22 protein-coding genes and 1 pseudogene are annotated in these 20891 nt (G+C 70.9%); 11 read left to right on the top strand and 12 right to left on the bottom strand.

From position 1 onward, the window contains the following. Positions 1-21: 21 nt before the first annotated feature. A complete protein-coding gene (locus Q7X29_RS21755; protein WP_316575215.1) occupies positions 22-402 on the bottom strand; it encodes a winged helix-turn-helix transcriptional regulator in 381 nt (126 codons plus the stop codon). Positions 403-440: 38 nt separating this feature from the next. Here Q7X29_RS21755 and Q7X29_RS21750 point away from each other — a divergent pair, with 38 nt between their 5' ends. Continuing rightward, positions 441-827, top strand: coding sequence for a zinc-binding dehydrogenase (locus Q7X29_RS21750; RefSeq protein ID WP_316575214.1), 387 nt, complete (start codon positions 441-443; stop codon positions 825-827). Between the two features lies 1 nt (position 828). Here the strand turns inward: Q7X29_RS21750 and Q7X29_RS21745 are convergent, their stop codons facing one another. Then, on the bottom strand, positions 829-1488 hold the full coding sequence (locus Q7X29_RS21745) for a cyclodeaminase/cyclohydrolase family protein (protein ID WP_218719752.1): 660 nt from the start codon (positions 1486-1488) through the stop codon (positions 829-831). A 150-nt stretch (positions 1489-1638) separates the two neighbouring features. Between Q7X29_RS21745 and Q7X29_RS21740 the strand changes: the two genes are divergently transcribed. Next, entirely contained in the window at positions 1639-2676 is a 1038-nt protein-coding gene (locus Q7X29_RS21740) for an LLM class F420-dependent oxidoreductase (RefSeq protein ID WP_218719751.1), read from the top strand. Between the two features lie 66 nt (positions 2677-2742). Here Q7X29_RS21740 and Q7X29_RS21735 read toward each other — a convergent pair whose 3' ends face one another. Then, entirely contained in the window at positions 2743-3078 is a 336-nt protein-coding gene (locus Q7X29_RS21735) for an STAS domain-containing protein (protein ID WP_316575213.1), read from the bottom strand. Between the two features lie 185 nt (positions 3079-3263). On the opposite strand from Q7X29_RS21735, the gene Q7X29_RS21730 reads away from it, so the two are divergent. From Q7X29_RS21730 to Q7X29_RS21710, 5 genes are all read left to right on the top strand, one after another. Continuing rightward, positions 3264-3791, top strand: a complete 528-nt coding sequence (locus tag Q7X29_RS21730) for a pyridoxamine 5'-phosphate oxidase family protein (RefSeq protein ID WP_316575212.1) — start codon at positions 3264-3266, stop codon at positions 3789-3791. A 142-nt stretch (positions 3792-3933) separates the two neighbouring features. Continuing rightward, positions 3934-4302: a DUF1345 domain-containing protein gene (locus Q7X29_RS21725; RefSeq protein ID WP_394358711.1), complete on the top strand. Its 369-nt coding sequence runs from the start codon at positions 3934-3936 to the stop codon at positions 4300-4302. Positions 4303-4358: 56 nt separating this feature from the next. Next, positions 4359-4838 carry a cation:proton antiporter regulatory subunit gene (locus tag Q7X29_RS21720; RefSeq protein ID WP_218719747.1) on the top strand — a complete coding sequence of 160 codons (480 nt, stop codon included), beginning with the start codon at positions 4359-4361 and terminating at the stop codon, positions 4836-4838. A gap of 60 nt (positions 4839-4898) precedes the next feature. Continuing rightward, on the top strand, positions 4899-5381 hold the full coding sequence (locus tag Q7X29_RS21715) for a cation:proton antiporter regulatory subunit (RefSeq protein WP_218719746.1): 483 nt from the start codon (positions 4899-4901) through the stop codon (positions 5379-5381). A gap of 4 nt (positions 5382-5385) precedes the next feature. Further along, the gene (locus tag Q7X29_RS21710) at positions 5386-6585 is read left to right on the top strand and encodes a cation:proton antiporter (RefSeq protein WP_308248564.1); all 1200 of its coding nucleotides are present in this window, start codon (positions 5386-5388) and stop codon (positions 6583-6585) included. Between the two features lie 50 nt (positions 6586-6635). On the opposite strand, the pseudogene Q7X29_RS21705 reads toward Q7X29_RS21710, so the two are convergent. The 8 genes and pseudogenes from Q7X29_RS21705 to Q7X29_RS21665 form a co-directional block, all read right to left on the bottom strand. Continuing rightward, positions 6636-6868 (bottom strand): annotated as a pseudogene (locus Q7X29_RS21705) (LuxR C-terminal-related transcriptional regulator); the annotation flags it as partial. A gap of 320 nt (positions 6869-7188) precedes the next feature. Continuing rightward, positions 7189-8205 (bottom strand): ABC transporter substrate-binding protein, encoded by a 1017-nt coding sequence (locus Q7X29_RS21695; RefSeq protein ID WP_316575211.1) that lies wholly within the window; start codon positions 8203-8205, stop codon positions 7189-7191. Between the two features lie 62 nt (positions 8206-8267). Beyond that, positions 8268-9080, bottom strand: a complete 813-nt coding sequence (locus Q7X29_RS21690) for an ABC transporter ATP-binding protein (RefSeq protein ID WP_218719743.1) — start codon at positions 9078-9080, stop codon at positions 8268-8270. Continuing rightward, positions 9077-10099, bottom strand: coding sequence for a FecCD family ABC transporter permease (locus Q7X29_RS21685; protein ID WP_316575210.1), 1023 nt, complete (start codon positions 10097-10099; stop codon positions 9077-9079). The genes Q7X29_RS21690 and Q7X29_RS21685 overlap by 4 nt, the downstream gene beginning before the upstream one ends. Next, entirely contained in the window at positions 10096-11106 is a 1011-nt protein-coding gene (locus tag Q7X29_RS21680) for a FecCD family ABC transporter permease (RefSeq protein ID WP_308248563.1), read from the bottom strand. The genes Q7X29_RS21685 and Q7X29_RS21680 overlap by 4 nt, the downstream gene beginning before the upstream one ends. Before the next feature lie 198 nt (positions 11107-11304). Continuing rightward, positions 11305-12225: a formimidoylglutamase gene (hutG, locus tag Q7X29_RS21675; protein ID WP_218719740.1), complete on the bottom strand. Its 921-nt coding sequence runs from the start codon at positions 12223-12225 to the stop codon at positions 11305-11307. Between the two features lie 10 nt (positions 12226-12235). Beyond that, on the bottom strand, positions 12236-13411 hold the full coding sequence (gene hutI / locus Q7X29_RS21670; RefSeq protein WP_316575209.1) for an imidazolonepropionase: 1176 nt from the start codon (positions 13409-13411) through the stop codon (positions 12236-12238). A 13-nt stretch (positions 13412-13424) separates the two neighbouring features. Beyond that, the gene (locus Q7X29_RS21665; RefSeq protein WP_316575208.1) at positions 13425-14861 is read right to left on the bottom strand and encodes a purine-cytosine permease family protein; all 1437 of its coding nucleotides are present in this window, start codon (positions 14859-14861) and stop codon (positions 13425-13427) included. A 247-nt stretch (positions 14862-15108) separates the two neighbouring features. Here Q7X29_RS21665 and Q7X29_RS21660 point away from each other — a divergent pair, with 247 nt between their 5' ends. From Q7X29_RS21660 to Q7X29_RS21645, 4 genes are all read left to right on the top strand, one after another. Then, positions 15109-16521: an amino acid permease gene (locus Q7X29_RS21660; protein ID WP_316575207.1), complete on the top strand. Its 1413-nt coding sequence runs from the start codon at positions 15109-15111 to the stop codon at positions 16519-16521. Between the two features lie 47 nt (positions 16522-16568). Then, complete coding sequence (gene hutH, locus Q7X29_RS21655; protein ID WP_394358724.1) at positions 16569-18137, top strand: histidine ammonia-lyase; 1569 nt, start codon at positions 16569-16571, stop codon at positions 18135-18137. Positions 18138-18282: 145 nt separating this feature from the next. Continuing rightward, positions 18283-18891, top strand: a complete 609-nt coding sequence (locus Q7X29_RS21650) for a hypothetical protein (protein ID WP_218719735.1) — start codon at positions 18283-18285, stop codon at positions 18889-18891. Positions 18892-19481: 590 nt separating this feature from the next. Then, entirely contained in the window at positions 19482-19979 is a 498-nt protein-coding gene (locus Q7X29_RS21645; RefSeq protein ID WP_316575205.1) for an NUDIX hydrolase, read from the top strand. On the opposite strand, the gene Q7X29_RS21640 is transcribed toward Q7X29_RS21645, so the two are convergent. After that, on the bottom strand, positions 19976-20887 hold the full coding sequence (locus Q7X29_RS21640; protein ID WP_316575204.1) for a MerR family transcriptional regulator: 912 nt from the start codon (positions 20885-20887) through the stop codon (positions 19976-19978). The genes Q7X29_RS21645 and Q7X29_RS21640 overlap by 4 nt on opposite strands. Positions 20888-20891 lie beyond the last annotated feature (4 nt).

The following is a 20891-nucleotide window of genomic DNA, read 5'->3' as shown; positions in this document are numbered from 1 at the left end:
TGTTCGCGCAGGTGAGGGCTATCAGGCATCGATTCCACATCGATACCGGTTCAGCGGAGCCCACCGGGACGCGCCGCCGGCGCGGGCGCGATCGCCTGAGCGGCGTCGAATTCCGCTCTGGCGGCAGTGATCTCGTGCTGGTGGTCCACCACCCAGGCCCACGGCATGGGTGATCCGGCTCAGATCCGTCCCTAGCTCGGTGATCGAGTGCTCCACCCGGGGCGGCACCGTCGGATACACCGAGCGCCGCACGAGACCGTCGCGTTCCAGGTCACGCGGGGTTTTGGTGAGCATCTTCTGGGCGATGCCGTCGAGTCGCCCGCGCAGCTCGTCGAACCGCACCGGGCCGTCGGCCGCGCGCAGGGTACCCAGCACCAGCAGCACCCAGTTGTCGGCGAGCACGGCCGGCAGCTGCCGTGCCGGGCAGTTCCGCGTAGGTCGTGGGTACCGCGCGGGCCGCCGATCACGACTACCTGCGGGATCTCGGGATCGAAGAGCCGATCGATTACCGCACCACGGATTTCACCGCCGTGGTGCGCGAGGTCGACCTGGTCAGGGGAGAGAACACCGACCGGTCGCGGTGGGTGCTGAGCGCCGGTGGCCGGGTGCTCGCGGCCGAAGGCCCGCGGACACCCCCGGATGCGCGCGTCGACCGGTTCATCGTGAGCGCCACGACGGCCGCGCTCGACGCGCTCGCCGCCGCTGTCGACCGGGGCCGAGTTCGCGGTGCACGTCGCGACGAGCCCGCCGATCACGAACTCGCCGCCGCGCATCGGCGCGGCGAGTCCGGTGGGGTGCGCGGCAAGATCGTGCTCACCGCGGCCTGAGTCAGCCGCGCACGGCGTGCAGGACGTCGGCGTGCAGGGCGTCGGCGCGCGCGGCGATCGTGTCGACGCGCAGCAGTGCCGCGGCGAAGCCGTCGCCGAGGGCGGCGGGCAGCGAACCGACATTGATCTCGATGTTGAGCTGCGAGCTCATCGCCGCGGCGCGGGCGGCGTCGGCGGCCGCGCCGATGTCGGTGACCACGTTGGGGTTGCCGATCGGCAGCAGTTCGGCGGCCAGCGACAGGATCTCGTCGGCCTCGTCCACCACGGCGGCGGGCACCCGGGCGGCCTCGACCAGGGCGGCGTTGATCGCCTCGGTGCGGGCGGCGACCTCGGCCTCGGTGTCCTTGGGCAGCTTGTAGGCCGCGCCGACCGCGGTGAACGCGGCGGCGTCGGCATCGGCCAGCGCCAGCGACCTCGCGCGGGCGGCGTCGGCGGCCTCGATGATCCGCTCGACGATCGGCTGGTGGACCGCGTCCTTGGCCCGGGTCGTGTAGCGCGCGACCATCGCGACCAGCGCCGCGGCCTGGGCGGCGTGCAGCGCGGCCACGGCGCCGCCACCCGGTGCGGGGACCTTCGCGCCCAGCTCCGACAGATAGTGCTCCAGGGTCACCGCACCGAAGGAGGGGGCGATCTGCTGCGGCGAGGCGGTGGGCTGCGACACGACGGGGTGGCCTTTCGATGCGGCGAGAACTGCGTGGGAATCGTCGTCAACGCTACCGGGTGCCCACCCGCGTACCCCGCCCGACCAGCACCCGCGACGACAGACCGACCGGTCGGGGTGGCCGGGAACGGCGGGGCTATGTTGGGTGGCATGCGGATCGGATTGAGCATCAACTACTCGGGCGGGTTCAAGGAGGTCGCGGCCGAGGTCGCCGACCTGGAGCGCGCCGGACTCGACATCGTCTTCGTGCCGGAGGCGTACTCGTTCGACGCGGTCAGCGCCCTGGGTTTCCTGGCGGCCCGCACCGAGCGCGTGCAGCTGGCTTCGGGCATCCTGCAGCTCTACACCCGGACCCCCAGCCTCACCGCGATGACGGCCGCCGGGCTGGACTTCGTCTCCGACGGCCGCTTCATCCTCGGCATCGGCGCGTCCGGCCCGCAGGTCATCGAGGGTTTCCACGGTGTGCCCTACGACGCCCCCATCGGCCGCACCCGCGAACTCGTGGAGATCTGCCGCCAGGTCTGGCGCCGCGAGAAGCTCAACTACCAGGGCAAGTACTACCAGATCCCGCTGCCCGCCGACCGCGGCACCGGCCTGGGCAAAGAGCTCAAGCTGATCAATCGCCCCGTGCGTGAACGCATTCCGGTGCTGCTGGCCGCGCTCGGCCCGAAGAACGTCGAACTGGCCGCCGAGATCGCCGAGGGCTGGCAGCCGATCTTCTTCCTGCCGGAGAAGGCCCAGGACGTCTGGGGCGACGCGCTCGCCGCGGGCAAGGCCAAGCGCGACCCGGCGCTGGGCGACCTCGAGATCTTCGCCGGCCCCCCGCTGGCGATCGGGGACAACGTCACCCCGCTGCTGGAGTTCGTCAAGCCGCATCTGGCGCTCTACATCGGCGGCATGGGCGCCAAGGGCAAGAACTTCTATCACACACTGGCCACCAAGTACGGCTACGGCGCCGCCGCCGATCGCATCCAGGAGCTGTACCTGGCCGGTGACAAGCAGGCCGCCGCGCAGGCCGTGCCCGACGAGCTGGTCCGCGACGTGTCGCTGATCGGCCCGGAGAGCTTCGTCAAGGAGCGCATCGCGGCCATGGCCGCGGCGGGCGTCACCACGCTCAATGTCACGCCCCTGGCCGAGGACGCCGCGGGCCGGGTCAAGCTGATCGAGCAGCTGCGCGGCCTCTGCTGACCCCACCGACGACGAACGCGCCGCCGCCCGGAGAGATTCCCCGGGCGGCGGCGCGTTTCTCGATGGTCAGGACGTGAACGACGCCAGGGCCGCGGCCAGCGTGGTGTGCATGGCGAACACCTGATCCAGGCTCGTCATCTTCAGCTGACGGCTGGTGGCCGGCCCGTCGGCGACCACCGCGATCGCGGTGTTCTCCCCGGCCCGCTGATGGGCGGCGACCAGGGTCGCCATTCCCGCCGACGCCAGGAACCCGACCGCGGTCAGGTCGATCACCAGCGCCGCGGGTTTCTCGGCCAGGATCGCCTCGATCGTGGCGTCCAGCGTGGGCGCCGTCGCCAGATCGACCTCGCCGGTCACCGTCAGCACCGTGACGCCGTCGTGCACCGCCGTCGTGGTGGTCATCGTGTCCGTGAGTGGATACGCGTCTCCGGATGAGTTGGTCACGACTCAACAACACACAACTTCGCCCGAATACGCAAGCCGTCCGGATCCGGGCCGGCGTCCTGGGCCGGGCCCGCGCCTATACTCGGGAACCAGTTGTGCGTGTCCTCCACGGGCCCCGGCGGGGCCACGACGAAGGAGTGCCGATGCTGCCCGATCCCGTCGACGCCACCGATCTGAACATCTACGGCACCGACCAGCTGCCGTGGAGCCGGGTGCGCGCCGCCATCGAGAACGGACTCGCCGCGCTGGAGACCGCCCAGTTCCTCGGCACCGTCGGTCCCGACGGCAGGCCGCACTCGGCGGGCATCGGGGCGACACTGGTCGGCGAGTACTTCTACTTCACCAGCGGCCCCGGCACCCACAAGTCGCGCTACCTGGCCACCAATCCCGCCTGCACCCTGTCGTTCCGGTTCCCCGACGATGTCGATCTCGTCGTCGAAGGCACCGCGACACGCACCGTCGACCACGCCGAGATCGATCGGGTCACCGCGTCCTATCGCGACACCGGCTGGCCCGCGGAACGCGACGGTGCCGCGGTCACCGCGCCGTTCAGCGCCCAGAGCGCGGGCCCGGCCCCCTGGTACCTGTACCGCTTCACCACCCACGCCGCGGTGGGCGTGGCCCTGACCGATCCGCACGGCGCCACCCGCTGGCGGTTCGACCAACGGTAGCCACGACACCGGCCCACCGTGTTCTCCCGGGAAACGACGGCCCCGATGGTAGAGCTGGCTGCTGCTGAGCAAACAGCTGCCCGACGGGCACGCGGGAGATCTCACCACCGGATGGGTCGGTCCGCGCTGGTATGCCACGACGATGGCGCTGGTGGCCAGCGGGTCCGGCCTGGCCGCGGGCATGATCCTGATCGCCGGCCACGACGACAGCGCGGCCCTGGCGGTGTCGGCGGCCACCGTGCTGACGTCGTGGCTGCTCCTGCACACCGCGTTCGCCCAGATCTACGCCCGCGCGTACTTCCCCGGCGGCGGGCTGGATTTCCCCGAATGCGCGGTGCCGGAGCTGGCCGAATTCCTGTACTTCTCGTTCACGATGGGCACCTCGTTCGCGGTCTCGGACGTGACGGTGGTGAGCCGGTCGATGCGCAAGCGGGTCACCGCGCACAGCGTGCTGAGCTTCTTCTTCAACGCGGCCGTGGTGGCCATCGCCATCGACTGGCTGAAAGGGTGAACGTCGGGTAGCGGGGTAGGTCTGGTGTTATTCGGAACTCGTCGTACTGTGAGGGCGTGAACATCGATGTGACGCCGCTACCGGGGATCGGCGTGTGCAAGGACTTTCCGCTGGCCGAGGCGCGTCGGCGGATCGGCGTGATCGAGCATCGCGACGGTTCGGTCGACCTGGTGGTCTCGCGGGCGGGCGATCCCGACACCACCACCTCGATTCCCCTGTCGGGCACCGAGATCGGGGTGCTGGCCGGTCTGCTCGGGGCGCCGCAGGTGGTGCAGAAGACCCGCGACACCCCGCTCGTCGGTGAGCTGTCGACCAGGCAGTTCGCGATCGATCGGGGCAGCCCGTTCGACGGTCGTCCGTTGCGCGACACCGCGATGCGCACCCGCACCAAGGCCTCGGTCGTGGCGGTGGTGCGCGCCGGTGACGTGACCCCGTCGCCCGGAACGGATTTCACCTTCATCGCCGGTGATCTGGTGGTCGTCGTCGGCACCGACGAGGGTCTCGACGCCGCTGGAAGGTTGCTCGACCAGGGCTGAGGCTCCGTGCGAAGGGTAAAGAGAAGGTAAGGTATCGCCTAGCTGAGGTTAGGTGATCCAATGAATGTAGATGTCACGTCCCTGCCGGGAATCGGTGTCCGGAAAGAGTTTTCGCTGACGAAGGTGGACCGCCGGATCGGTGTCGTCGACCACCGGGACGGCGGTATCGACCTGATCTTCACCAAGATCGGCGACCCGGACTCGACCGTGCAGGTTCCGTTGTCCGACACCGAGGCTCGCACCCTGGCGAGTCTGCTCGGTGCGCCCCAGCTGGTGGCGCAACTGCGCGAAGAGCACCGCGATCTCGACGGCGTGAGCACGCGCTCGCTGCCGGTGCCGCCGAACTCGCCCTACGCCGGGCGGCGCCTGGGCGAGACCGAGATGCGGACCAGGACCCTCGCCTCGATCGTGGCGGTCCTGCGGGCGGGCCAGGTGCACGCCTCGCCGGGTCCCGAGTTCGGGTTCGTCGGTGGTGACATGGTGGTCGTGGTCGGCACCAATGCCGGGCTCGACGCCGCCGCTGCGATCCTCTCCGACGGCTGAGCGCGTGCAGCTCACGGGAACCGCGCTGGCATTGATCCAGTTGGGGGCGGTGTTCTTCGGGTTGGGGGTGCTCGGGCGGATCGCCGGCAAGGTCGGCCTCTCGCCGATCCCGCTCTATCTGCTCGGGGGGCTGGTCTTCGGCACCGGCGGCCTGATCCAGTTGCACGAGGTGGAGGACTTCATCCACCTCGCCAGCGAGATCGGTGTCGTGCTGCTGTTGTTGCTGCTCGGGCTGGAGTACACCGCGGGTGAACTCGTCACGGGCATGCGCAAGTCGTGGACGGCGGGCCTGCTAGACCTGGTGCTCAACGCGACGCCGGGGGTGATCGTCGCGCTGATGCTCGGATTGGGTCCGACCGGGGCGATCGCGATGGCGGGCGTCACCTACATCTCGTCGTCGGGCATCGTCGCCAAGGTGCTCAACGATCTGGGCAGGCTGGGTAACCGCGAGACGCCGACGATCCTGTCGATCCTGGTGTTCGAGGATCTGGCGATGGCCATCTATTTGCCGGTGCTGACCGCGGTGCTGGCCGGTGTCGGCTTCATGGCGGGCCTGACCACCGTGGGGATCGCGCTGGTCGCGGTGACGGTGGTGCTGGTCGTGGCGCTGCGCTACGGCAAGTACGTCTCGGCGATCGTGGCCAGCGAGGACCGGGAGATCTTCCTGCTCAAGCTGCTGGGCTCGGCGCTGCTGGTCGCCGGTGTGGCCTCGGCGGTGCAGGTGTCGGCGGCGGTCGGCGCGTTCCTGCTCGGTATCGCGATCTCCGATTCGACCGCGCACGACGCCACCAAGATCCTCGAGCCGCTGCGCGATCTGTTCGCGGCGATGTTCTTCGTGCTGTTCGGTCTGAGTACCGATCCGCGGACGATCCCGCCGGTGCTGGGCTGGGCGGTGTTGCTGGCCGTGGTCACCACCGCGACCAAGATCGCCACCGGCTGGTGGGCGGCCCAACGCGCCGGTGCCTCGCAGCTGGGCCGGGCGCGGGCCGGTGCCGCGCTGGTCGCGCGCGGTGAGTTCTCGATCGTCATCGCGGGTCTGGCGGTGGCCGCGGGCGCGGTGCCCGACGAGTTCGCCGCGCTGGCGACCACGTATGTGCTGCTGATGGCGATCATCGGGCCGATCGCGGCGCGCATCGTCGAGCCGGTCATGCGGGCCACCGTCTCCCGCAAGCAGACTCTGCGCGTGGACTCCGTCGCGGAGTGACCGCTGTCGACGACCCTCGTGTGTCCGCGGCGCGGGGGCCGTCGCCGTTCTCACGGCTCGATCAGCCCGGCCCGGATCGCGTACCCGGTGAGCGCGAGCCGATCGCGCAGGCCCGGTTTCCACGCGATGTCGGCCCGGTACCGGTCGACGTTCTCGGTGCTGATCACCAGCGCGGCCGCGATAGCGCGGGCCGAGTGCCCTCGGCGATGAGCTCGAGCACCTCCTCCGCACGCGGGGTCGGAATCGCCTCGGGCAACGCCGCGCCGTAGCGGGCCGGCTGGAGGTCGGTCGGCGCGGGCACGAGGGTGCTGGGCGCTGGCCTGGACCGCCACCATGGCGCCGGTGGTCGAGGACATCGTCGCCGGTGCCCCCGACCACAAGACCGGGCGATCGCTGTGGTGGGCCTTCGCCGCCGGCGCCGACTTCGGCGGCCACGGCACCGTCGTCGCGGCCGGTGCGAACGTCGTCGCCCTCGGCATCGCCGCCCGCGCCGGCCAGCGGGTCTCCTCCTCGCAGTTCACCCGCTACGGCATCCTGGTCACCGTGCTCAGCACGACGATGGCCTGGATCTCTGGCGGCTGCGCTACTTCTGATCCCGCGCGCTCACTCGGCGGGCAGCGGCACGCCGGTGGCCTGGGCGATGTCGGCCAGCATCCGCTGCGCCGCCTGCACGCCGATGCCCGACATCCAGGTCTCGTCCGGCACCTCGTAGACCTTGCCGTTCTGCACCGCGGCCAGATCGCGCCACACCGGGCTGCTGGTGACGGCGTTCTTGGGCGTCTTGCCCGGGTCGTCGATGGTGGCGACGAAGATGAGGTCGGCGTCGGCGCCGTCGATCTGTTCCGGGCTCACCTCGAGCATGGTCTTCTTGGCGTCGCTCGAGACCTGGTTGGCCGGTCGCGTGAGACCGACATCGGCCAGTACGACACCGCTGAACGACTGCGTCAGATACAGCCGGGTCGGGCCGGCCAGGAAGCGGACCACCGAGGCCGACGGGGTGACGCCGTTGTTCTTCGCCTTGATCGCCGCGCCCAGCGCCTGCGCGCGGGTCTCGTACTTGCGCAGCGCGTCCGCGGCCTGCTGGTCGAGGCCGAGGGCCTTGGCGTGCACGGCCAGGTTGGCCTTCCACGGGCCGCCGGTGGTCTCGGTGAACACGGTCGGCGCGATCCCGCTGAGCTTGTCGTAGATCTTCTCGTGCCGGATCTTCGAGGACAGGATCAGGTCGGGCTTCAGCGAGGCGATCCGCTCGAGATTCGGCTCGAGCAGCGGGCCGACATCGGTGACGCCGTCCAGGCCCGCCTTCAGGTAGTCGGGGAAGCCGCCCGCGGTCTTGGTGTGCGGGATGACCGCGCCGACCGGCGTCACGCCGAGCAGGGTGGTCGAGTCGAGTTCGGCGGTGTCGAGGACGACCACGCGCTGCGGGACGCGCGGGATGGTCACCTGGCCCATGACGGTGTCGAGGGTGCGCGGGAAGCTGGTCGCGTCGGCGGCGGTGTTCGTGCCGCCGGTCGTGGCGGTGTCGGTGCCGCAGCCGACGAGCGTGCCGAACGCGATGAGCGCGCCCGCGGCGACGGTGCCTGCCCGGCGGAGTCCGCGGGCGCGGAGACGTCGAAGGGACATGACGGTCCTCATTTCTGGTGGGGGACGCCGGCGACCCGGAGTGGGCCGCCGGGGAGGGGAGGTCAGACGCGGGCCCGGGCCGCCCGGCCCAGCGGCACCACCAGCGGTGTCCCGGTTTCCGGATCGGGGATCACCCGGCACTCCACGTCGAAGACGGTGCGCACCAGGTCGGCGTCGAGCACCTGCGCCGGCGGACCGGCCGCGGCCAGCGCGCCGTCGCGCAGGACCACCAGGTGATCGGCGTAGCGGGCGGCCTGGCCGAGATCGTGCAGCACCATGATCACCGTGCGGCCCGCGTCGGCGTTGAGATCGGCGACCAGGTCGAGCACGTCGAGTTGGTGGCGCAGATCCAGGAAGGTGGTCGGCTCGTCGAGCAGCAGCAGATCGGTGTCCTGGGCCAGTGCCAGGGCGATCCAGGCGCGTTGCCGCTGTCCGCCGGAGAGCTGGTCGACGGACAGCTCCCGCAGCGCGGTGGTGCCCGTGCGCGCCATCGCCTCCTCGACCGCGGCCTGGTCGCTCGCCGACCAGGGTCGCAGCATCTTCTGATGCGGGTAGCGGCCCAGGCGCACCAACGCTTCGACGGTGATGGCCTCGGGGGTGATCGGCTGCTGGGGGAGCAGGCCCAGACGCAAGGCCAGGGTGCGGGCGGACATCCGGTGGATGTCGGCGCCGTCGAGGGTGACGGTGCCGCCCGCGGGCCGCAGCAGCCGGGTCAGGCCGCGCAGCAGCGTCGACTTGCCGCAGGCGTTGGGGCCGACGATCGCGGTGACGGCGTGCCCGGGCAGTACCAGGTCGAGGCCGTCGATGATGGTGCGCTCGCCGTAGCGCAAGGCCAGGTCGCGGGTGGCGAGTTCGTTGCGCGGTTGCTCGGTCATGCGGTCCTCCGATTCGCCGGGTTGCTGTCGCGCACGAGCAGCCACAGCAGCCACGGTGCGCCGACGGTCGTGGTGACGACGCCGACCGGCAGTCCCCGCACCGGCAGCAGGTTCTGCGCGATGAAGTCGGCGGCGGTGAGCAGGGTCGCGCCGGCCAGACCGGTGACGGCGAGGGTCGCCGCAGTCGGTGGCCCGCACAGCAGTCGCACCAGCTGCGGCACGGCGAGCGCGACGAACACGATCGGCCCGGAGATGGCCACGGCCAGCGCCGCCAGCGCCACCGCGGTACACAGCAGCCGCAGCCGCGCCCCCGACACGCCGACGCCGAGACCGCCCGCCGAGTCGTCGCCGAGGTCGAGCACGGCCAGGGTGCGGTACTGCACGCACAGGGCGACGAGTACGACGACGGAGCCGAGGGCGGCGCCGGTGACCTCCGGCCAGGTGCGGCCGTAGAGCGAACCGGCGGTCCAGTGCATCGCCGATCCCGCCAGCTCCCGGGGGAAGCGCACGATCACCAGATTCACCGCCGCGGCGAGTCCGGCCTGGATCGCCAGGCCGACCAGCACCAGCCGGGCGGTGGACAACTGCGACCGCCACCCGATCGCGCCGAGCGCGACCGCGGCGACCATGCCGCCCGCCAGCGCGGCGAGCGGAATCGAGTACTGGCTCGCGCCCGCGGCCAGCACGACCACCGCGCCGAGCGAGGCGCCGCCGGTCACGCCGATCACGTCGGGGGAGGCGAGCGGATTGCGGAACAGCCGTTGCAGCACCCCGCCCGCCACGGCCAGCCCGGCGCCCGCGACGACACCCGCCGCGATCCGGGGCGCGCGGAACTCCTGCACGACGTAGACGTCTCCGCGATCGCCGAGCCCGATCGCGGCCCGCAGCGCGGTGAGCGCGTCCATCGACACCTCGCCGGTGGCGAGCGCGACGGTCACGAGCGCCAGCAGCGCGACGGTCAGGACCACGGCGAGCAGCCGGACCCGCGCGGTCGTCGAAGTGGTTACCAGGGTGGTCATCGGCGCACCTTCCGCGTCGCGAGTACGGCCAGCAGCGGCGCCCCGAGGAACGCCGTGACGATGCCGACCTCGACCTCTGTCGGGCGCATGATCATCCGGCCGACGATGTCGGCGCTCAGCAGCAACAGCGGCCCGGCGAGCAGGCAGCCGGGCACCAGCACCCGGTGATCGGTGCCCGCGACCAGCCGCACCAGATGCGGCGCGGCCAGCCCGATGAACGCGATCGGCCCGGCCACGGCCACCGCGGCGCCGGCCAGCAGGACGACCGCGACCATGCCCGCGACCCTGATCCGGGTGACCGGCACGCCCAGCGCCTCGGCCGCTTCGTCGCCGAGGGCCAGCGCGTTGAGCCCGGAGGTGATCGCCAGCCCGACGACCGCGCCGACCGCGAACAGCGGCAGCAGCGGAATCAGCACCGACAGTTCACGTCCCGCGATGGAACCGACCAGCCAGAAGCGGGCCTCGTCGAGGGTGCGCTCGCTGAACAGCAGGACCGCCGAGGTCCACGAGGCCAGCACCAGCTGCACGACGGTGCCGCCCAGCACGAGCCGGATCGGGTCCAGATCGCCGGACCGGCGCCCGAGGGTCAGGGTGGTCGCCGCCGCGACGGCGGCGCCGGCGAAGGCGAACCAGACGTACTGTCCGGGCTGGCTCAGGCCGAGCGCGTAGATGGCGGTGACCACGGCCAGCGCGGCCCCGGCGTTGATTCCGAGGGTCGTCGGCGCGGCCAGCGGATTGCGGCTCACCCCCTGCACGACGGCGCCGGCCAGGCCCAGCGCGGCCCCGACCACGAGCCCGACGACCGTGCGCGGCCACCGCATTCCGGTGATCACCGCGGCATCCCGATCGGTGCCGTGGCCCAGGATGGCGTCGACGACGGTGCCGACGGGCACCGACCGGGAGCCGAGCGCGAGACTCAGTACGACGCACAGCGTCAGCGCGGCGGCGCCGAGCGCGAAGACCGCGGTACGGCGCAGCGCCGGACTTCGCAGGACGGGAGTGGACACGGTGGGCATTCCTCATCGCGCACGACCGAGCGCACCTGGCCGTCGGGCAGGCGGAAGACGCTGTGGTGCGTGCGGATCGGTCGACGGGCGGGTGCGAGGCGACGGCGCGGTCGTCACCACCGCCGAGATGCGAAGGTTGCGAACCGGATCGCGAGAGACTTTAGGGTAGGCAAGCCTTAATGCGCAAGATCGTCGAGCTCAGCCACGCACGTGCCGGGTGACGAGGCGGTGCAGCAGCCGGGCCGCGGTGCGGGCGGTGCGCTGGTCGATATCGAGGTCCGGATTGAGTTCGGCGACATCGACGACGGCGAGCCTGCCGGAGGCGGTGACCTGGTCGCAGACGGCCTGGATCGTCGAGAGCGGGACGCCGTAGGCGGCGGGCGCGCTGACCCCCGGCGCGACCGCGGCGGGCAGGACATCGAGGTCGATGGTCAGGTAGAGCAGATCGATCCCGGCCAGGAACTCCGCGACGAACGCGGCGACCCGCTCCGGCGCGCAGTCGTCGTCGAGCAGATATCGCACGCCGAACCGGTCGGCGGTGTCGAACAGGACGGTGGTGTTACTGGGCTGACTGATCCCCAGCACCGCGTACCGCACGTCGGGATCGCGCTCGAGGATCTGCCGGAACGGGGTCCCGGAGCTGGGCACCGGATCGGGGCGCAGGTCGAAATGCGCGTCCAGATTGAGGATTCCGACGATCGTGCCCGGTGCGCGCCGCGCCGCGCCCGCCACCCCGAGGTAGGTCCCGTAGGCGACTTCGTGCCCGCCGCCGAGTACGACCGGGAACGCGCCCGCGTCCAGCAGCTCCGACACCGTCGCGCCCAGCCGGCGCTGGCCGTCCTCGAGCCGGCCGTCGGTGACGGCGACCGTGCCCGCGTCGAAGGCGCGCAGTGCCGTGCCGAGCGCCATCGGCGACAGCGCCCGGCGCAACGCCTCCGGGCCTTGCGCGGCACCGGTTCTGCCCTTGTTGCGCCGCACCCCTTCGTCACTGGCGAAGCCGACGAACACGCACGCGCCGGGATCGGTGCCCGGCGCGTACGGGGCGACGGCCTGGTGCCAGCGCAGGTGGTCGGGAGTGGTGCCGTCGATCCGGCCGGTCCACGCGGAGTCGGATGTCATCGGGTGGACCTCATTTCGTGGCGGCGAGCGCGCCGCCGCGCCACACCCGGTCGATCAGCGGAACACCCGGGCGGTAGGCCAGGTGCAGGTGGGAGGGGGCGTCGAGCGCGATCGCGTCGGCGCGCGCGCCGGGCGTCAGCGCGCCGATGTCGGTGCGGCGCAGTGCGCGTGCGCCGCCCGCGGTCGCCGCCCAGACGGCTTCGTCGGGAGTCATGCGCAGTTCGCGCACCGCCAGCGCGATGCAGAACGGCAGGCTCGTCGTGTAGCTCGTGCCGGGATTGCAGTCCGCGCCCAGCGCCACGGTGACACCGGCGTCGAGCAGAGCGCGCGCGTCGGGATAGCTGTTGCGCGTGCAGAAGTCGGCACCCGGCAGCAGGGTGGCCACGGTCTGGCTGCTCGCCAGCGCGTCGATATCGGCGGCGTTCACATGTGTCACGTGATCCACCGACGCGGCGCCGAGCTCCACCGCGAGTCGCACGCCGGGACCCTGGTGCAGCTGGTTGCCGTGCACGCGCGGCACCAGACCGTGCGCGATGCCCGCAGCGAGTACGGCGTGCGCCTGGTCGCGGTCGAACGCGCCCTGCTCGCAGAACACGTCGATCCACCGGGCGTGCGGCGCGCACGCCGGGATCATCTCGGCGCACACCATCGCCACGTAGTCGTCGGCGCGCCCGGCGTACTCCGGCGGCGGCACGTGCGCGGCGAGCAGGGTCACCTCGTCGGTGAACCGGCCCGCGATCCGCACGCTGCGCAGTTCGTCGGCGACGGTCTGGCCGTAGCCGCTCTTGCATTCGACCGTCGTGCTGCCCGCGCGCAGCGACTCGTCCATCAGTCGTGCCACGTTCGCGGCGAGCTGCTCGTCGGTCGCGGCGCGGGTGGCCTCGATGGTGGTGCGGATGCCGCCGGCGCCGTAGGGGCGCCCAGCCATCCTGGCCGCGAACTCTTCGGCCCGGTCTCCCGCGAACACCAGGTGCGAATGGGTCTCGACGAAACCGGGCAGCACGGCGCGCCCGCCGAGGTCGACGCCGGTGTCGGCGGCGGGCGCGTCGGCGCTGTCGCCGACCCACACCACCGTCGCGTCGTCGAAGACGACGGCGGCGTCGCGGCGCAGGCCGAGCGGGCCGTCGCCCAGGGCGGGGTCGTTGGTGACCAGGGTGCCGATGCCGGTCAGTGCGGTGGTGGGCACTGGGGGAGTCCTCCTAGGTGCGGGTGTCGACCATGTCGGTGTGCGCGGGGTAGATCATCCGCGCGGGCGGGTTGGCGGTGCGCCGGGCGGCCGGGTAGTAGATCGCCGCGGTGAACACGATGCCGACGATCCAGGAGAGGTCGGCGCCGCCGAGCAGCTCGGTGATCGGACCGATGTAGAGCTTCTGGGCCAGGAACGGGATCTGGGCCAGCACGCCGAGGCCGTAGCAGGCCAGCGCGGGCACGTTCCAGGCGCCGTAGCGGCCGTGCGGGTCGTAGAGCGCGGGCAGGTCGACCCGTTCCTTCGAGATCAGGTAGTAGTCGATCAGGTTGATCGCGCTCCACGGCGTGAACACCATCAGCAGCACGAGCACGAAGTTCTTGAAATTGTTCAGGAAGTCCGCGCTGGCGGCGATCGCGATCAGCATCGACACACCGACGAACCCGACGATGTAGAGCGTGCGGGCACGGGTGGAGATCTGCGAGCGTCCGTCGAAGGCGGTGACGGTGGTCAGGATGGACATGAACCCGCCGTAGGCGTTGAGCACGTTGACCGTCAGCTTGCCCACCACGATCACCAGATAGACGCAGAAGGCGAGCAGCGCGGGCCCGGCCAGCTCACCCAGGAACCCGACCTGGTCGGCCAGGAAGGCCTTGCCCGCGACCGCGGCCACCAGCGCGCCGAAGGTCATCGCCCACTGCGAGCCGAGCACGCTGCCGAGGAACGTCGACCAGAAGGTGGTGCGCTCGCTGGTGCTGCGCGGCAGATAGCGGGAGTAGTCGGCGACGTACGGGCCGAAGGTCAGCTGCCAGCCCGCGCCGAGGGAGATGGCGAGCAGGAAGGTGACGACGTCGAAGCCGATCACCCCGACGAAGTCGCCGACCGGGTACTCGGCGAACAACCGCACCGTCAGGTAGGTGAAGCCGACGATCCCGATCACGGTCGCGATTCGCCCGACGACGTGGATCAGCCGGTATCCGGTGACCGCTACGAACGCCGTCAGCGCGCCGAAGATCACGATGCCGATCACCGGGTTGGCCACGTGCAGCATGTTGTTGACCGCCTGCCCGGCCAGCACCGTGCCGGTGGCCGCGAAGCCCAGGTACATCAGGATCACCAGCACCAGTGGCACGACCGCGCCCTTGACCCCGAACTGGGCGCGGCTAGAGATCATCTGCGGCAACCCCATGCGCGGACCCTGCGCGGAATGCAGTGCCATCACGACGCCGCCGACGACGTTGCCGAGCAGCAATCCGACGATCGCCCACAGCGCGTCGGCGCCGAACACGACCGCGAGCGCGCCGTCGACGACCGCCGTGATCTGCATGTTCGCCCCGAACCAGAGCGTGAACTGGCTGCGCGGGGTGCCGTGCCGTTCGCTGTCGGGGACGACGTCGATGGTGCGGCGTTCGGGGGTGAGGAGGTCCTCGGAACTGCCGGAGCTGGTCATAGCGGCCTGTCTTTCTGCGGTGACGCCGTCGAGCGTGTGGCCGGCGCGTGTGCGCTGGATCACGTCCGATATGTATATGCCTGTATAGACAGGTACGTCAAGCGTTAGGCTGCCCGGCGATCGGCCGCGCGTTGACACGGCTGTATATACAGGTTTATACATGTAGCGGTCGTTGTGACCGGCCCCACAGGCGAATCCGACGGGTATCACCCGATCCGTGCGCCTTTCCGAATCCCGGGAGAATGGTGTGAACAAGCCCGTTGCTGTGCTGACGCGAGGACTCACCGCGCGTCACATCCGTTTCATCGCGCTCGGCTCGGCCATCGGCACCGGCCTGTTCTACGGTTCGGCGGAGGCCATCCACCGGGCGGGCCCGTCGGTGTTGCTCGCCTATCTGATCGGCGGCGCCGCCATCTACCTCGTGCTGCGCGCCCTCGGCGAGATGGCGGTGAGCAATCCGGTCTCCGGCTCGTTCGGCGAGTACGCCAGCAAGCACCTCGGCCCGCTGGCCGGGTTCGTCACCGGCTGGACCTACACCTTCGAGATGCTCATCGTGTGCCTGGCCGACGTCACCGCGTTCGGCGTCTACATGGGCTTCTGGTTCCCCGACGTGCCCCGCTGGATCTGGGTGCTGTCGATCATCTTCTTCATCGGCGCGATCAACCTGCTCAGCGTCAAGGTGTTCGGCGAGGTCGAGTTCTGGTTCAGCCTGGTCAAGATCGTCGCCATCGTGGCCATGATCGCCGGCGGCATCGCCATCCTGATCTTCGGTTTCGGCCTGCACGACACCAGCGGCGGCGTGCAGAACCTGTGGGCCGACGGCGGCTTCTTCCCGGCCGGCTTCGGTGGTTTCGTGGCCTGCTTCGCCATCGTCATGTTCGCCTTCGGTGGCACCGAGATCATCGGCATCACCGCCGGGGAGGCCGAGGACCCGCAGCGCACCATCCCGCGCGCGATCAACACCGTGCCCGTGCGGATCATCCTGTTCTACGTGCTCACCCTCGCGGTGATCATGGCGATCGAGCCGTGGCAGACCATCGGCGACGAGGGCAGCCCGTTCGTGCAGATCTTCCAGAGTCTGGGCCTGGGCCCCGCGGCGGCCGTGCTCAACGTCGTGGTGATCACCGCGGCCCTGTCGGCCATCAACAGCGACATCTTCGGCGCGGGCCGGATGATGTACGGCATGGCCCAGCGCGGCCAGGCGCCCGCGGCCATGCGGCAGGTCTCGCGTAACGGGGTGCCGTGGATGACGGTGGTCATCATGACCGTCACCCTGCTGGTCGGCGTGCTGCTCAACTACCTGATCCCGGACAGGGTATTCCTGGTGATCGCCTCGATCGCCACCTTCGCGACCATCTTCGTCTGGCTGATGATCCTGTTCTCGCAGTACCGCTCGCGGCAGCGGATGTCGGCCGCCGAGGTCGCCGCGCTGAAGTTCCCGGTGCCGCTGTGGCCCTACGGGCAGCTGATCACCATCGGCTTCCTGATGTTCGTGATCGCGGTGATCGCCTTCGACGCCGACAGCCGGGTGGCGCTGGTCGTCGGCGCGGTCTGGCTGGTGCTGCTGTGGGTGGCCTACCGGCTCTGGGTCCGCCCTGGCCCGGCCACCGAGGCGCCCGCACCGGTCGCCGCGCCGGATCCCGTCGCCGATCTCGCCTGAGAGATCTTGTCCCGCACCTCGTTCGGAATGGAGAAAACATAGTGAGCATCGACTCGGACCGGACCGCACCGGTCGCGGTGGAACCGGTCGTCGTCGGCACGGGGCCGGTGGCGCCCCAGGACGTGGTCCGGGTGGCCAGGGACGGTGTCGCGGTGCGGCTGTCCGAGCAGGCCCTCGCGGCGATCGGCGAGAGCCGCAGGCGGATCGAGGCCTTGGCGGCCGACCCCAAGCCGGTCTACGGCGTGTCCACCGGCTTCGGCGCGCTCGCCGTGCGCCACATCCCGCTCGAGCTGCGTCAGCAGTTGCAGCGCAGCCTGGTCCGCTCGCACGCGGCCGGTTCCGGCGCCGAGGTGGAGCGGGAGGTGGTGCGCGCGCTGATGCTGCTGCGCCTGTCGACCCTGGCCACCGGCCGCACCGGCGTGCGTCCGGTCGTCGCCGAGACCTACGCCGCGCTGCTGTCGGCGGGGATCACCCCGGTGGTCTACGAGTACGGCAGTCTCGGCTGTTCCGGTGACCTCGCGCCGCTGGCCCACGTGGCGCTGGCCGTCCTCGGTGAGGGCACGGTCCGCGACGCCGACGGCGAGCTGCGGTCCGCCGCCGAGGCGCTGGCGGACGCGGGCATCGCGCCGGTGGAGCTGGAGGAGAAGGAAGGGCTGGCACTGATCAACGGCACCGACGGCATGCTCGGCATGCTGGTGCTGGCCTGCCACGATCTGCGGCAGTTGCTGCGGCTGGCCGATGTCACCGCGGCCATGAGCGTGGAGGGTCTGCTCGGCACCGACAAGGTCTTCGCCGCCGACCTGCAGGCGCTGCGCCCGCAGCCTGGCCAGGCCGTGGCGGCCGCCAATATGACCCGCCTGCTGGCCGATTCGGCGATCGTCGCCAGTCACGCGACCCCCGACTGCACCGTCGTGCAGGACGCCTACTCGCTGCGCTGCGCGCCGCAGGTGGCCGGTGGCGCCCGCGACACCCTGGCCCACGCCGAACGTGTCGCCGGATACGAATTGGCCAGTGCCGTCGACAATCCCGTCGTCACCCTCGACGGCCGCGTCGAATCCAACGGCAACTTCCACGGCGCGCCCGTCGCCTATGTCCTGGACTTCCTGGCGATCGTCGTCGCCGATGTCGCCAGTATCAGCGAACGCCGCACCGACCGCTTCCTGGACAAGGCCCGCAACCACGGCCTGCCCCCGTTCCTGGCCGACGACCCCGGCGTCGACAGTGGTCACATGATCGCCCAGTACACCCAGGCGGCCATCGTCTCCGAACTCAAGCGTCTCGCGGCCCCCGCCTCGGTCGACTCGATCCCGTCCTCGGCCATGCAGGAGGATCACGTCTCCATGGGCTGGTCGGCCGCCCGCAAACTCCGCCGCGCCATCGACGGCCTCACCCGCGTCCTGGCCATCGAGGCCCTCACCGCCGCCCGCGCCCTGGACCTGCGCGCCCCGCTCGCCCCGGCCCCGGCCACCGCCGCCGTCCGCGACGCCCTGCGCACGCAGGTCCCCGGACCCGGCCCCGACCGCTACCTCGCCCCGGAAATCGACGCCGCCTACCACCTCGCCGGCTCCGGCGCCCTCCTCACCGCCGCCGAATCCGTCACCGGCCCCCTGGGCTGACCGTTCCCCGACCCTGGGCCCCGGCGAATTCACCGGGGCCCAGATCATTTTCGGCACGATCCGGTGCTCACCGTCGATCCACATCGTCGAACGCCAAGACTGGTACGTTCGTATCGGACTTGCCGATTCGCGGGGGGTATCGACCATGTTGTCGCTGTACGACTATCAACTGGCAATGCTGAACCCGATGTGCGATTCGGCCCCGGTCCAGGCGGCGGAACTGCTTCGGACGCTGGGGGTTACCCGTGCCGAGACCGCCGACGCCGCGCAACGCTACCGATCGGCGCCGCGGCGCGCATTCGACGACTACCTGGCGGCCTGGGGTGCACCCGAATCGCTGACCGTCGCGGCCTTCAACCGGAACATGGACATGCGGACCGCGCGGTGGAACCTGTCCTTCTGGCCGGACCTGCACATCGAACTGAGCAGCCCCCACGAACGATCCGTCTTCCGGCACTTCGTTCGCCGACCACACCTCCCACCCATGGTTCCGCGCTCGCTGGACGACCTCACCCCGTGGTCGTGTACCGCCGCCGAATTCTCGGCGGGCGGACTCGGTCCGATCGACCACGTCGATGGATTCGGCGGGATCGGCGACGTCTCGGCCTTCGCCGTCAGCGACCCGCACTCCCACGAGATCCGCACATACTGGGCATATTTCGACTGGAGCCTGCTCCAGGGGGTCGAACCAGCCCCCGACACGTATGTGTGGGATCCGTGCTGCGACGGCAGTACCGGGCAGCCACGGACATGAGCCCGGCTCTGTCGGAAGGGGCGACGTCGTCGGCCGTGTTGTCGCTGTACGACTATCGGTGGCGATGCTGAACGGGATGTGCGACAGCGCGCCCATCGAGGCGGCCGAGTTGCTCGGCACGCTCGGGGTGACCCGCGCGGAGACCGCGCCGGCGGAGCGGCGGCTTCGGCGGGCGCCGCTCCGCCGTCTCGACGACGTCACCAGACGCCTCGTCCGCCGTGGCGAATTCCCGCGCCCTCCCACGGAATCGGTGGCCGCCGTGCGGCCCTGGTCGTGCACCTACGACGAATTCGTCGGCCACCGGCACATCCACTACGTCGACGGGCTGCGGTCGATCCGGGATATCGACGCGTTCGTCGCGCCCGATCCGGAGTCGGGCCGCCCCCGCGTGTACTGGGCGAGGTTCGACTGGTCGCTGCTGCAATCGATCGAGCCGGTGCCCGAGGAATACGTGTGGGAGCCGTGCGACGAGTGCGACGGACCCGGCCGGTGGGTCCGGGCGCCGACCATGGCGATGCCGAGCGGCGGCGGGGCTGCCGCGATCGGGCATGGTGGAGGTGCTCCCGCTCGTCGACTGAACAGGAATCACCATGGCTGCGACCGCAGATCACCGCGAACCGACTGTGCGGCACTCGATCCGGCTGGTCCTGCTCGACGACCAGGACCGGCTCCTGCTGTTCTCCGGCGTCGACGAGGCCGACGGCCACACCTTCTGGTACCCGATCGGTGGTGGCACCGAGGACGGTGAGACCCCGCAGCAGACAGCCGCCCGCGAGGCATTCGAGGAAACCGGCCTCACCGACCTCGTCGTCGGCCCCGAACTCTGGCGCCGCCGCGCCTTCGCCACCTGGGGCGGCACCACCTACGACTGCCGTGAACGCTACTTCCTCGCCCGGGTCCCCGCGTTCGACATCGACACCTCCGGCTTCACCGAGGTCGAACGCGCCACCGTCACCGGCCATCGCTGGTGGACCCTGGCCGACCTCGCCGACAATCCCGACCGTGTCGTCCCCCGTGACCTGCCCACCCGGCTGGCCGATCTCCTGCTGACCGGCCCACCCGCCGAACCGATCACCCTCGACCCCTAGTGGGCCGCCGGGGCGGCCAGCGCGCCGCGCACCCAGTCGAGCGCGCGGCCCACGGTGATCCGGTCACCGACGAGCTGTGCGGTCAGGGTCCAATAGCGCTGGACGCGATGATCTGGGGTGTCGAACAGCAACCGCTCGCGGAACTCCCGGGAATCGCGCAGGCCCCGGGCATCGGCGTGAGCTTCGACGAAGCGATCGAGTTCGCTGCCCGGCCGTGGCCGGACGTCGTCCGCGACCCGGGCCACCACTTCTTCGAGCGCCGCGGCCACCTCGGCGTACAGCGCGCGCGGGTCGCGGACCGGCTCCGGCCGATCCCACCAGAGATGCTGTCGCACCGCCACAGTCATGTCCCGGCCGCCCGCGAGCGCGGCCAGCTCGGCATAGGCGACGACCTGGTCGACGGTCGGATCGGCGGGCGGTTGCGGCACATTCCACCCCACGTAGCGGTCGACCTCGCCGCGCTCGATCGGCGCGAGGATCCGCCGCCAGAACCGCACGAGATCGTCGTGCAGCGCACCGCCGTCCTGGGCGGCGGCCAGCAGCGCGAGCCGCTCGTCCCGCTGCGCAGGCGCCGCAGCGCCGAGCGCCGCCAACGACGCCCTGCGCCACGCCACCGACCTGAATTCGACCTCGACCCTGGCGCTTTCGGCCTCGAGGGCCTCCGCCAGCGCTCGCTCACCGCGCAGGACCTCGGTGATCGATCCCAACCCCAGCCCGAACGCGCGCAACCGCCGGATCAGCAGCAGCCGTTCGACGGCGCCGTCGGCCTCGAACTGCCGATGCCCGCCCGGACTGCGCCGGGCATCGAGAACGCCCTCATCGCAATAGAACCGGATCGTGCGCACCGAAAAGCCCGTCCGGCGGGCCAGGTCCCCGATGCTGATCAGCGCGTGTGTGTCGTCGGTCACTATC

Origin of the sequence: Nocardia canadensis (genome assembly GCF_032656385.1) — a bacterium.
Taxonomy (GTDB): Bacteria; Actinomycetota; Actinomycetes; order Mycobacteriales; family Mycobacteriaceae; genus Nocardia; species Nocardia canadensis.
This window is presented reverse-complemented; position numbering and strand designations above follow the sequence as displayed.